10 protein-coding genes are annotated in these 12,776 nt (G+C 70.2%); 3 read left to right on the forward strand and 7 right to left on the reverse strand.

Annotation, left to right across the window (positions count from 1 at the left end; translation table 11 throughout):
• Window positions 1–151: 151 nt before the first annotated feature.
• The 3 genes from ACAM51_RS14440 to ACAM51_RS14450 all read right to left on the reverse strand — a co-directional run bounded on the left by ACAM51_RS14440 (window position 152) and on the right by ACAM51_RS14450 (window position 4,447).
• A complete protein-coding gene (locus tag ACAM51_RS14440; protein WP_218296485.1) occupies window positions 152–1,303 on the reverse strand; it encodes an ABC transporter substrate-binding protein in 1,152 nt (383 codons plus the stop codon).
• A gap of 182 nt (window positions 1,304–1,485) precedes the next feature.
• On the reverse strand, window positions 1,486–3,015 hold the full coding sequence (locus ACAM51_RS14445) for an acetyl-CoA hydrolase/transferase family protein (RefSeq protein WP_218339235.1): 1,530 nt from the start codon (window positions 3,013–3,015) through the stop codon (window positions 1,486–1,488).
• Between the two features lie 142 nt (window positions 3,016–3,157).
• Window positions 3,158–4,447, reverse strand: coding sequence for a solute carrier family 23 protein (locus ACAM51_RS14450; protein WP_369641014.1), 1,290 nt, complete (start codon window positions 4,445–4,447; stop codon window positions 3,158–3,160).
• A gap of 198 nt (window positions 4,448–4,645) precedes the next feature.
• Between ACAM51_RS14450 and ACAM51_RS14455 the strand changes: the two genes are divergently transcribed.
• Complete coding sequence (locus ACAM51_RS14455; protein WP_369643823.1) at window positions 4,646–5,368, forward strand: hypothetical protein; 723 nt, start codon at window positions 4,646–4,648, stop codon at window positions 5,366–5,368.
• A 345-nt stretch (window positions 5,369–5,713) separates the two neighbouring features.
• A complete protein-coding gene (locus ACAM51_RS14460) occupies window positions 5,714–6,526 on the forward strand; it encodes a class I SAM-dependent methyltransferase (RefSeq protein ID WP_369641015.1) in 813 nt (270 codons plus the stop codon).
• 102 nt (window positions 6,527–6,628) lie between these two features.
• Here ACAM51_RS14460 and ubiM read toward each other — a convergent pair whose 3' ends face one another.
• From ubiM to ACAM51_RS14480, 4 genes are all read right to left on the reverse strand, one after another.
• Window positions 6,629–7,954 (reverse strand): 5-demethoxyubiquinol-8 5-hydroxylase UbiM, encoded by a 1,326-nt coding sequence (ubiM, locus tag ACAM51_RS14465; RefSeq protein WP_369641016.1) that lies wholly within the window; start codon window positions 7,952–7,954, stop codon window positions 6,629–6,631.
• Between the two features lie 196 nt (window positions 7,955–8,150).
• Window positions 8,151–8,582 (reverse strand): hypothetical protein, encoded by a 432-nt coding sequence (locus ACAM51_RS14470; RefSeq protein WP_218296491.1) that lies wholly within the window; start codon window positions 8,580–8,582, stop codon window positions 8,151–8,153.
• Window positions 8,583–8,813: 231 nt separating this feature from the next.
• Entirely contained in the window at window positions 8,814–9,731 is a 918-nt protein-coding gene (locus tag ACAM51_RS14475) for an alpha/beta fold hydrolase (protein WP_218296492.1), read from the reverse strand.
• A 250-nt stretch (window positions 9,732–9,981) separates the two neighbouring features.
• Window positions 9,982–10,587 carry a TetR/AcrR family transcriptional regulator gene (locus ACAM51_RS14480; RefSeq protein ID WP_218296493.1) on the reverse strand — a complete coding sequence of 202 codons (606 nt, stop codon included), beginning with the start codon at window positions 10,585–10,587 and terminating at the stop codon, window positions 9,982–9,984.
• A 106-nt stretch (window positions 10,588–10,693) separates the two neighbouring features.
• Here ACAM51_RS14480 and ACAM51_RS14485 point away from each other — a divergent pair, with 106 nt between their 5' ends.
• Window positions 10,694–12,769: an acetoacetate--CoA ligase gene (locus tag ACAM51_RS14485; RefSeq protein ID WP_369641017.1), complete on the forward strand. Its 2,076-nt coding sequence runs from the start codon at window positions 10,694–10,696 to the stop codon at window positions 12,767–12,769.
• Window positions 12,770–12,776: the final 7 nt, after the last annotated feature.

Genomic DNA, 12,776 nt, shown 5'->3' on the forward strand with positions numbered 1-12,776 from the left:
GGTCGGACAGAGGGATGAATCTTTTCGGACCGGCCATTGTGCCCATCTTGCTCTCATGGGCGCAGCCCCGGCCTGGCGCCACCGTGGATCCGGCCCTGCCGGTCCACCGGAGGCGTCCCCCTTGAGGAACGGCGCGCAGCGCCCCAGGGGGTTACCCGATGAATTTGCCGTTGGCGCCCATCACGCCCAGGTCCAGGAAACGCGAGCCCACATAGGGGGCGCTGCCGGCGTAGTCGATCGTGAGGCCGCCCAGGTCGTTGCTGCGGATGCCGGCCAGCGCGTTGCGCAGCCTGGCGCGGGTCAGCTCGCGGCCGGCGCGCTCCAGGCCTTCGGCGAGCACGCGGGCGTTCACATAGCCCTCGAAGCTGCGGCTCGAGAATTCCTGAAAGCCCACCGCCTTCATGGCGCGCTGGTAGTCGCGCACCAGGGCAACGCTGGTGCGGCCGGCGTCGGGCAGCACCATCGACAGCGCGATGCCCGCCGCCTTGCCACCGAGCTGGCGCAGGTTGTCGCCGGACAGGGCCACGCTGGTCGCTGCCAGCGGCGTGCTGGGCGACACCTTCTTGAATTCGCTGACCAGCGCGGCCGACACGTCGCCCGCCGTCCCCAGCAGCACCGTCGTGGGCTTGGCCGCCACGGCCTGCCTGACCACGTCGGCCACCTGCGCGCCCTGTGCGTCGAGCTTGAACGCCTTGGGCGCGGGCTGCTGGGCCGCCTTCATGGCGTTGTTCACATCGGCCAGGAATTCGCGGCCGAAGGCGGTGTCCTGGTAGACGATGGCCAGGTCGGTGATGCCCATGGCCACCAGCTTCTGCGTGAGGCGCTGGGCCTCGTCGGAGTAGCTGGCGCGCACGTGGAACACCGAGCGGTACTCGGCCTTGCGCAGCGACGTGGCGCCGCTTTGCGGGGCCACGTAGGGGATCTGCGCCTCGTCCACCAGCGGCAGGATGCGCTGGTTGTTGGCCGTGCCCATGCACGACAGCAGCGCCACCACGCCGCCGTCGGCGATCAGCTTGCGCGCGTTCTCCTCCGAGCGGGCGGCGTCATAGCCGTCGTCCAGCGCCAGCAGCTTCAGCTCCCGGCCATGGATGCCGCGCACGTTCGCCTGGGCGATGCCCGCGTCCAGGCCCTGCTTGAGTTCCTTGCCCAGGCTGGCCAGGGCACCGGTCAGGCCGACGGAGCAGCCAATGGCCACGCTCCTGGCGTCCATCGGGTCCTGCACGCCCACGGCGCGCGACGGGTTGGCAAAAAGCAGGCCGGCGCTGGCAGCGGCAAGGGACTGGGTGAACTGGCGACGTTGCATGGCAGGAAAACTCACGGACAAGAAGGCCACCAGCCCCGCGAAGGGCTGGTGGCCGGTGAAGAAAAAGGAAAACGGGGGGAGGCCTGGTGGTCCGACGACCAAGGGTTAACCCTGATTCTACCCAGGGCCTGTGACAAGACCATGTTCTCCCTGCCGGGCCGGGGGATTCGGCCGGGGCCTGGTCAGGCGGGCGCGCTCTGCCGCATGCTGCCCGTCTCCACGTAGCGCTGGTGCCAGGACAGTGCCTCGCCCAGCAGGTGCGGCGTGTGCTGGCCCACGGCGCCGCGCTTGGCGCGGGCCACATAGTCGTGCAGGGCCGGGCGGAAGTCGGGGTGCGCGCAGCGGTCGATGATGAGCTCGGCCCGCTGCGTGGGCGAGTGGCCGCGCAGGTCGGCCAGGCCCTGTTCGGTGACGAGGATCTGCACGTCGTGCTCGGTGTGGTCCACGTGCGAGGCCATGGGCACGATGCACGAGATCGAGCCGTTCTTGGCCAGCGAGGGCGTCATGAAGATCGACAGGTACGCATTGCGCGCGAAGTCGCCCGAGCCGCCGATGCCGTTCATGATGGCCGAGCCCATGATGTGGGTGGAGTTGACGTTGCCGTAGATGTCGGCCTCGATCATGCCGTTCATCGCGATCAGGCCCATGCGGCGGATCAGCTCCGGGTGGTTGCTGATCTCCTGCGGGCGCAGCACGATGCGCTGCTTGTAGTACTCGATGCGCTCGTTGAAGTCCTGCATCGCCGCCGGGCTGAGCGACAGGGCGGTGGCCGAGGCGCTGGCGAGCTTGCCCGAGCGCAGCATGTCCAGCATGCCGTCCTGCAGCACCTCGGTGTAGGCCGTGAGGTTTTCGAACGGGCCGTTGTTCAGCCCCGCCAGCACCGCGTTGGCGATGTTGCCCACGCCCGACTGCAGCGGCAGCAGGTCCCGGGGCAGCCGGCCCTTCTTCACCTCGTGCTGCAGGAACTCGATGATGTGGCCCGCGATGCGGTTCGAGGTGTCGTCGGGCGCGGCGTAGACGCTGTTGCGGTCGGGCTGGTCCGTCACCACCACCGCGATCACCTTGGACGGGTCGCAGCGCAGGTAGGGCTCGCCGATGCGCTCGTCGGGCCGCGTCATCGGGATGGGCCTGCGGTGTGGCGGCACGTCGGTGCCGTAGTAGATGTCGTGCATCCCTTCCAGGCCCGGGTTGTGCCAGGCATTCACTTCCAGGATGACCTTGTCGGCCTGGTCCAGCCAGGTCTTGTTGTTGCCCACCGAGGACGAGGGGATCAGCCGGCCGTCGGGCAGCACGCCCGCCACCTCGACCACGGCCACGTCGAGCTTGCCCAGGAAGCCGAACCACACGAACTGCGCCACGTGCGACAGGTGGATGTCCACGTACTGCATGTGGCCTGCATTGATCTGGCGGCGCACCGTGGGGTCGGACTGGTAGGGCAGTCGCATCTCGATGCCGTCCACCTGGGCCAGCGCGCCGTCCAGCTCAGGCGCGGTGCTGGCTCCCGTCCACAGCCCGATCTTGAAACCATGGCCTTGCGCGTTCAGGCTTTCGATGCGCCGCGCCAGCGCGCCGGGCACGGCCTTGGGGTAGCCCGCGCCGGTGAAGCCGCTCATGCCCACATGGGCACCGGCAGGGATCAGGGCGGCAGCCTCGTCGGCGGACATGGTGCGGGAGAGAAAGTCGGGGTACAGCACCCGATCGGCCAGGGACATGAACAAACTCCGCGAAAAGAAAAGAGGCCACCCGCCCGGTGAGCGGATGGCCCCGTGGACAAAACCCAGGATGCTAGCCGTCGTTCCTTACAAATTAAGGGTTAACCCTTACAAATGTGGTACGTCCGCTCACGCCCACAGATTACGCCGCTTTGCGGTTGAGCAAGGCATACAGCAGGATGGCGCCGAACGTGGCCGTGCCGATGCCGCCCAGCGCGAACTGGCCGAACTTGAGCGTGAAGTCGCCCGTGCCCAGGATGAGCGTGATGGCCGCGACGATCAGGTTCTTGTTCTGCGAGAAGTCCACCTTGTTGTCCACCCAGATCTTGGCCCCGGCCACGGCGATCAGGCCGAACACCACGATGGAGACGCCCCCCATCACCGGCAGCGGAATGGTCTGGATCAGCGCGCCGAACTTGGGGGAAAAGCCCAGCACCAGCGCGAACACGCCCGCCAGCAGGAACACGGCGGTGGAATAGATCTTGGTCGCGGCCATCACGCCGATGTTCTCGGCATAGGTCGTCACGCCCGTGCCGCCCACGCCGCCGCTCACCATGGTGGCCACGCCGTCGCCGATGAACGCACGGCCCATGTAGCGGTCCAGGTCGCGGCCGGTCATGGCCGTCACGGCCTTGATGTGGCCCAGGTTCTCCGCCACCAGGATGATGGCCACCGGGGCGATCAGCAGCATCGCGTTGCCGTCGAACACCGGCGCGGCGAAGTTGGGCATGCCCACCCATGCCGCGTTCGCCAGGATCGACAGGTCGATGGGCTTGCCCAGGCCCAGGCCGTTGGTGAGCACCGCGTAGATGATGCTCGCCACGATCAGCCCCACCAGGATCAAGAGGCGCTGCACCATGCCGCGCGTGAGCACGGCCACCAGGCCCACGCTCACGAAGGTCACGACCTGCATCCAGCTGTCGAAATTGCTCGCCGCCATGTTCTTGATCGGAATGCCCGCCAGGTTCAGCCCGATCACCGCGACGACCGAGCCCGTGACCACGGGCGGCATGAAGCGCTCGATCCAGCCCGTGCCGATGGCCTGCACCAGCGCGCCGATCAGCGTGTAGAGCAGGCCGCAGGCGATGATGCCGCCCAGGGCGACGGCGATGTTGCCGTTGGCCCCCTTGCCCGCATAGCCCGTGGCCGCGATCACCACCCCGATGAAGGCAAAGCTCGAACCCAGGTAGCTGGGCACCCTGCCGCCCGTCACCAGGAAGAAGATCAGCGTGCCCACGCCGCTCATCAGGATGGCCACGTTGGGGTCGAACCCCATCAGGATGGGCGCCAGCACCGTGGCGCCGAACATGGCGATCACGTGCTGCACGCCCATCGCCGTCGTCTGCGGCCAGGGCAGCCGTTCGTCGGGCGCGATCACTCCGCCCTGCTGCAGCACGGCCGCGCTTTTTTCTTGCCAGTTCATGAATCCCATGTGTGTTGTTCCTTGTAGTTCGAGGCGCGAATGCTAGTGGATGAATGCGCACGTGGACGATGAACTTCGCCAGGCGAAGGTGCGAGGCGGCGGGAACGGTAGGATGGCTGCCTCACAGCGGCGGGCAAGAGGGCCGGCCCTCACCCGACGTCCACCATGCCGCCATCCGCCCCATCCTGCCCGTCGTGCCGCCAGCCCATGGAGGCCCATTCGTTCACCAGCAACACCGGGCACACGCTGGAGCTGGACATCTGCTACGCCTGCCAGGGCCTCTGGCTGGACCGGCACGAGAACCTCAAGCTCTCGCCCCAGGCGGTGGTGGACCTGTTCCGCCTGCTGCACGAACACCGCACCCATGAACACCGCCCGCTGCAGGCGCGCATGGCCTGCCCGCGCTGCAGCTGCGCGCTGGACCAGGGCTTCGACGTGGTGCGCAGCGGCCGCTACATGACCTACCGCTGCGCGCGCCAGCACGGGCGGTTCAGCACCTTTTCCTCCTTCATGGTCGAAAAGGGCTTCGTGCGCCACATGACGCGCCCCGAGATCGACGACCTGGCCCGGCGCGTGGGCGCCATCTACTGCACCAGCTGCGGCGCGCCCGTGGACATCCGCAAGGACCACGCCTGCCCCTACTGCCGCGCGGCGTTCTCGCTCATCGACCCCGACGCCGTGGTGCGCGCGATGGAGGGCTACGCCCGGGCTGGCGCCCGCCCGGCCCAGGCCGCGCACGGCACGCCGGCGGCGACCGTGGACATTGGCGATGCCCTGGTGGCGCTGGAGCGCGACCGCAGCCGGGCCGAGCGCGAGCGGCAAAAGAGTGCCTTCAGCGGCGCGCGGGATGGCGATGGCGACTCCTTCACCGGCGACCTGCTGGCCGCGGGCGTCTCGCTGGTCTGGGAGGTGTTGACCAAGCGGGTGTAGCCGCGCCGGCCATTTCCCGCGTTTGCATATACCCTTGCGCGGCCCTGCGAAATGGGCACACCGGACCGGGTTCGGACCACAATGGCGTTCGCAGACTTCCCGGCGGCCCCAGTCCGTCGCCGCAGTCTCCCGTGGCGGCCAGCAGCCTGTGCGCGTGGCCGCCGTACTGCCTGACCCCGTCCATCCATTCCGCCAAACGGGGCGCCCCTGCGACCACAGGAGGAGACGATCTTGCCGCTGCAGCCGCACCGAAGCCGACGCCGTCCCCGGGCATCCGCCGGGCGGGCGCCCGCGCCACGCAGCGCCGCGGCACCGGCCCCGCTGCGGCACGCGCCCTTGCCCGCCGTGCCCAGCACCCTCCTCATCCCGCTGGCGGCGCGGGCGCGGGGCAACCATTACTTTCCCTGGCTGGCCTGCGGCGATGCGGTGGCCGCCGGGCTGCTGGAGCGGCTGGGCACCGATGTGGAGCCCTACCTCAACGACCTGCCCACCGTGCTGAACGTGCTGTGGCGCACCCGGATCATCCGGGACACCGCGCAGGGCTTCTTCCTCAGGCACCCCGGGGGCCAGGGCGTGAACCTGGGCTGCGGCCTGTCGCACCATTTCCAGTGGCTGGACACCGGCGCCAACCACTGGCTCGACGCCGACCTGCCCGAGGTGATGGCGCTGCGACGGCAACTGCTGCCCGCGCGGTGCCCGCGCACACGGCTGGCCGAGGCGGACATCACCCAGCCCGGCTGGTGGCGCCGGCTGGGCCTGCCGCCGCGCGCGGCGGGGAGCGGGGCGGCAGCGGCGCCCGTGCTGGTGGTGTGCGAGGGCGTGCTCATGTACCTGGAGCCAGGCCAGGTGCAGGCGGTGCTGCACGAGTTCGCGCAGTGCGCGCCCCCGGGCTCGCGCCTGGTGCTGGACGTGCTCACCCACCGGGCCGTGGGCACGGCCGGCCGGCACGCGAGCGTGGGGCCCACGGGGGCCGAGTTCCGCTGGGGCCTGGCACGCCTGGCCGACCTGTCCGCCGCGCACCCGCGCCTGGCGCTGCGGCACGCGCACAGCGTGGCGGAATGCTATGGCTGGGCGGGCCTGGCGCTGGAGACCCTGTGGTGGCCCTGGCTGGGCGCGCCGCTGTACGGCATGGTGGAGCTGGAAGTCACCATCCCCTGAGCGCCCATGGCGTGGGCGCGGGCGCTGCCACTTCTTCCCTTCCGCGCGTGGAAAGGGGGCGGCACCCGGTGGCGGCCGGCGGGCTGGGCGGCGGCGGACGTGTCACTGCCGTGCCAGGCGCCCCAGCAGCTCGGTCCACGCGGGCGGCTTGCCGGTGAGCTGCCCCACGATGGCCGCCTGCAGCGGTGGCAGGCGCCGGGCGCCCTGCAGCACCAGCTGGCGCAGCAGGCGGGGCAGGGGGCGGGCATCGGTGTACAGCCGCACGATGGCGTTCGTGCCTTCGTAGATCGGCCATGCGTGGTGGTGGTGCGCGCGTCCATAGCCGGACAGGATTGCGCTGTCTCCGATATCGCGGCCCTGGCCGCGCGCGGCCAGCAGGGCGGCGGTCAGGCGCTCCACGCCGGCCAGGCCCAGGTTGTAGCCGTGGGCCGTCACCGGGTGCATGCCCACGGCCGCGTCGCCCAGCAGCGCGCAGCGGTGGGCGGCAAAGCGATCCGCGTACACGGCCACCAGCGGGTAGGCGTGGCGTTCTCCGTCGAGCTGCATGGGCCCCAGGCGGTTGTCGAACTGCGCCCGCACCTGGGCGGCAAAGGCGTCGGCGGGCAACGCCATCAGCGTGGCGGCATCCGCAGCGCCTGCGGTGACCACGACCGAGCACCGGTGCGGGCTGCCGGCCGTGTCGGCCGCGTCTGCGGCATCCACCGCATCCGGCAGGGGCAGGATGGCCAGCGTGCGTTCGTAGCCGAAACACTCGTGCGCCACGCCGCCATGGGGCCGGGCATGGCGCATGCGGCAGACGATCACGGTGCGGCCGAAGTCCGCCATGCGCGCGCCAATGCCCAGCTGGCGCCGCGTGGCCGAGAAGCGGCTGTCCGCCGCGACCAGCAAGGGCGCCTGCAGGCGCTGGGGTGAAGGGGCCTCCGCGTCCGGGGCCGTGTCTGTGGGGGCAGGCAGGCGGTACTCCAGCTCGGCATGCGTGGCCAGGGTGGCCACGCGCGTCACCTGGGCGCCGGTGACGATGCGCACGCCGGGCGTTTGCGCGGCCACCGCATAGGCGGTGCGGCGCAGCGCGTGGTTGGGGACCATGAAGCCCAGCGCCCCGTGGCCCGAGCGCTGGGCGTCGAGCTGCAGCGCGCTGCGCTGGCCGAGCGGCCCGTCATGCACCTGGGCCTCGCGGATGGCGCCGGTCTCGTGCGGCGCCAGTTGCGCCCAGGTGCCCAGCCGCTGGAGCGTGGCGCGGCTGGGGTGGGTCAGCGCGATCTCGCGGCCGTCGGGCGCGGGGGCGGCCAGCGCGGCCTGGGGCTGCTGCTCGACCACCGTGGCCGTGAAACCGGCGTGGGCCAGGGAAATGGCCAGCGACAGGCCCGCGGGCCCCGCGCCGACGATGAGGACATCGCTGTGGGAGGAGGAGGAGAAGGAGGAAGTCATGGCAGGAAAAGGCAGGAGGTGGACAGCCTGGTACGCACCCCCGCGACCGGAGGGGATCGCCTGCCATTGTGGATGCGCTCCGCGCGCCGGGGGTTGCCCTGCGTCAAGTGTGCGCGCAGGATATGCTATTAAATATATAGCTGTCGGCGCTGATGTATTCAGCGCTAGGGGCCCCAAAGACCCCAAGGCCCGTGGATCAGGCCCGGGCCGGCTTGCGCGGCGGGCGCTTGGCCGCTTTCTTCTTTCCGGCGCCGCCGGCAGGCTTGCCGCGCAGGTGCAGGCCCCAGGTGACCAGCAGCCACAGGTACGACGCCAGCACGCTGTAGGCCGCCACGGCCGCCAGCGACAGGGGCGGGGCGGTGATGGAGCGCGGATTGGCCATGGTTTCCAGCAGCTGGCGGGTGCCGGCGCCCAGCACGGCCTCGCGGCTGCCCGAACGGGCCATGCGCGCCGCCATGAAGATGAAGAACTCCATCAGCAGCGCGCCGATCAGGAAACACGCCAGCAGGGCCAGCAGGTGCGAGAACGCGCGGCGGTCGCCCTTGGCCAGGAAATAGAAGGCCGACACCAGCACCAGCGCGGGCAACAGCAGGGCCAGGGCGGGCCAGGCGGACAGGAGAGCGTGCATCGGAGACAACAGGTAGCGGCGTGGGGCCACCGGTGGCAGGCAGCACACCGGTGAATCATCGGCAAGAGCGGCCCTGGGGGCACGCACGACTGCGGATGATAGGCGCTGGCCGCGTCCTGTTCGCCTTGCGGCTGTAACTGTTGGCGACACCGCGCGGCGGAGCGCCGAGCCACCCCGCACCGCCCGCTGCGCCGCGCGGCCCCCCGCCGGGCCCCCTGGCTCCCGGGCCCGTCAGCGTGGATGGCCCGGGCCCGCCACAAAATCGGCCACGGCCGCCAGCACGCCATCCTGCTGCAGGATCTTGCGGTGGCCCAGCCCTTCGGTGGCCAGCAGCGTGGCGCCAGGAATGTGGTCGCGGTAGGCCTCGCCATCGGCAAAGCGGTTGATGCGGTCGCCCCGGTCGTGCACCACCAGGGTGGGCAGCGCGATGCGCGGACCCACGGCCGGGGGCTCGAACTGGCGCATCAGGATGCCCTCGCGCGCCTCGATGCGCCGCTGCATGGAAGCGCGCGTGCGCTCCGACAGGCCGAACACCTGCGCGAACAGGCGCGTGTATTCGTGGGGCGACGCGGGCGGCGCCAGCAGCACCAGCCGCCCGGTGGCCAGGCCCCGGCTGGCCGCATGGGCCGCCGCGTTGGCCGCGAGCGAATGGGCCACCACGGCGCTGGGCGCCGAATCCTGCGCATGCAGGCGGGCGGTGGCGTATTCGATGGCGCGCGCGAACTGCGGCAGGTTGCTCACGCGGCCCCGGCTGCCGCCGTGCGCGGGCAGGTCCACCAGCACCGGGCGCAGGCCCCGCGCGGCCAGGGCGCCGGCCAGCGGCAGCATCTGGCGCGCGTGGCCGCCCCAGCCGTGCAGCAGCAGCACCGTGGGGCCGTGCGGCTGGGCCTGGGGCAGGTAAAGCGTGATCTCGGCGTCTTCGAACGGCCAGCGTTCCGTGCGCCAGTGGCCGGGCGGCACGGCGCTGCGGCCCGGTTTGCGCAGGGGCAGGGGCGTGCCGAAAAGGCGGTAGGCCGCGCGCACGGCCAGCGCGGGCCACAGGCGCTCGGTGGTGCCCAGCGCCACGCGCAGCAGGCGCATGCCGGGGTGTTCGCCGTAGAAGCTGGACGTGGCCTGCAGGGCGGTGGAGGAGGAAGGGGAGGCGTTCATGGGGGGCTCCGGAAAGGGAGGGAATGGGGGGCGGACGCGGTGGACGGTCAATAGAAGATCCAGTCCCGGTTGCTGCGCGGAAGGCGGGCGAGTGTCTGGCGCAGCGCCCGGACGGCGCCCGCCGCGGCCACGATGGCGGCGATACCCAAGATGATCAGCATGGTGGTTCCTTTCTTCGCACGGTTGTGCGAAATTGGGGCAAAGAAAAACAAGAGGCATCCATCGCGCAAGAACAAGCAGAGGGGGAGGATCAGGCGGTCTGATAACTCTTGACGAGGCGCGCCCAGGACGCCTCGGTGCGCTGCACTGCCTGCGGATCGCGCAGGAAGCGAACGTCGTGCAACAGGCCCATGGCCATCGCATAGATCTCGCCCACCAGCTGGTCGGGCGGGGTGTCGGGGGGCAGGTGCCCGGCCTCGATGGACTGGATCACCGTGCGGCGCAGGGCCGCGCGCCAGCGGGTGATCTCGGCGTGCAGCAGGTCGCGCAGCTCGCCGTCGCGGTCGTCCAGCTCGAAGGCGCCCGCCGTATAGATGCAGCCGGTGAAGGCCTCCACGTCGCGCGTGCGGGCAATCCAGCGGCGCACGATCTCGTTGAGGCGCGGCAGGCCCTTGGGGTGCTGCATGGCGGGCACGAACACATCGGCCAGGAAGCGGCGGCCAAACTCCTCGATCACCGCCTTCTGCAGCGCCTCGCGCGAGCCGGCGCGCGAGAACACGCCGCTCTTGGACAGGCCCACGCGGTCGGCCACCGCCTGCAGGGTGATCGACTCCAGCCCCTCGGCCGCGGCCAGGTCCAGCGCCGCGCCCACGATGGCCGCGCGGGTGAGTTCTGATTTCTGGGTCTTTGCATCCATGGCGCTAATTTAGCACGATTGTGCGAAATTCGGAATTCCCCCTGCTGTCAAGCGGGTGACGGGGATGGCTGGCCTGCGCCCCGTGCCGCTGGTACGCTGCGTCGCCATGGAGACAACACACAACACCCCGCCTTTCATTCCCCAGATCCGCCTGTACCAGGACTGGCTGCGCGACCAGCGCGGGCTGCAGTTCGACAGCTACGACGCCCTGTGGCGCTGGTCCACCACCGAGCTCGATGCCTTCTGGCAAAGCGTGTGGGACTACTTCAAGCTGGAGTCGCCCACGCCGCACACCGCCGTTCTGGGCCAGAACACCATGCCCGGCGCGCAGTGGTTCCCGGGCGCCCAGGTCAACTACGCGCGGCAGGCGCTGCGCCATGTGGACGCCGCCCACGCGGCCGGTCTGCCGGCCATCATCAGCCGCAACGAAAAGGGCCACCACCGCGAAATGAGCTGGCCCGAGCTGCGCCGCCAGGTCGCGTCGCTGGCGTTGCACCTGAAGGCCCAGGGCGTGGAGCCGGGCGACCGCGTGGCCGCCTACCTGCCCAACGTGCCGGAGGCGATGGTGGCCTTCCTCGCCACGGTGAGCATCGGCGGCGTGTGGAGCATCTGCGCGCCCGACATGGGCACCCATGCGGTGCTCGACCGGTTCCGCCAGATCGAGCCCAAGGTGCTGATCGGCGTGGACGGCGTGACCTACGGCGGGCGCGACCACGACCGCACCGGCGTGCTGGCCGAGCTGCGCGCGGCGCTGCCCAGCCTGCGGCACGCGGTGTTGCTGGGCAATCTGGATGCTTCTGTTTCGATAGCTGGTTACGCAAGTTGGACAAGCGCTACAGCCAGAAATGATGCTGCAACTGAAGCTTTCGAACCGATGTGGCTGCCGTTCGACCACCCGCTGTGGATCGTCTATTCCAGCGGCACCACCGGCTTGCCCAAGCCCATCGTGCATGGCCACGGCGGCACGGTGCTGGTGGCGCTGCAGCTCAAGGTGCTGCACAACGACATCGGCTGCAGCTACGAGCCCAACAGCTTTGGCGAGCGCTACCACTGGTACAGCTCCACGGGCTGGGTGATGTGGAATGCACAGCTCTCGGGCCTGCTGTCGGGCACCACCTGCGTGATCTACGACGGCAACCCCGGCGGCAGCAAGGACCACCCCGACTGGGGCGTGCTGTGGCGCTTCGCGGCCGAGACGGGCGTGACCTTCTTCGGCGCGGGCGCGGCGTTTTTTGCCAACTGCATGAAGGCGGGCATCGCGCTGGCCGAATACGGCGACCTCACGCGCATCCGCGCCTTGGGTACCACCGGCTCGCCGCTGTCGCCCGAGGTGCAGGAATGGGGCACGGCGCAGTTCGAGGCCCTGGGCACGCACGACATCTGGTGGAACAACATCTCGGGCGGCACCGACTTTTGCGGCGCCTTCATCGGCGGCAATCGCGAGATGCCCCAGGTGCCCGGCGAGATGCAATGCCGCATGCTGGGCGCGGCCGTGGAATCCTGGAATGCCGAGGGCGTGCCGGTGATGGACGAGGTGGGCGAGCTGGTGTGCGCGCAGCCCATCCCGTCGATGCCGCTGTACCTGTGGGGGGACAAGGACGGTTCACGCTACCTGTCGAGCTACTTCGACATGTACCCGCCTGGCCACGGCCGCCAGCCCGGCGGCGGCGATGGCCCCGCGCGCATGGGCGCGGTGTGGCGCCACGGCGACTGGCTCAGGATCGGCGCCAACGGCGGCTGCGTCATCTACGGCCGCAGCGACGCCACCATCAACCGCCACGGCCTGCGCATGGGCACGAGCGAGATCTACAGCGCGGTCGAATCCCTGCCCGAGGTGCTCGACAGCCTGGTGGTGGACCTGGAATACCTGGGCCGAGAAAGCTACATGCCGCTGTTCGTGGTGCTGCGCCCCGGCAACGTGCTCGACGATGCCCTGCGCGCCCGCATCAACGGCGCGGTGCGCACGGCGCTGAGCCCGCGTTTCGTGCCCGACGACATCTTCGCGGTGGCCGAGGTGCCGCGCACCTTGAGCGGCAAGAAGCAGGAGCTGCCCATCAAGAAACTGCTGCTGGGCCAGCCCATCGAGAAGGTGGTGAACAAGGACGCCATGGCCAACCCGGGCTGCCTGGACTGGTATGTGGCGTTTGCCGCCGAGCGCGCGGCAGAAGTGCAAAATACATAGCTGCCCG

The sequence above is a fragment of the Acidovorax sp. A79 genome, assembly GCF_041154505.1.
Lineage (GTDB): Bacteria > Pseudomonadota > Gammaproteobacteria > Burkholderiales > Burkholderiaceae_C > Acidovorax.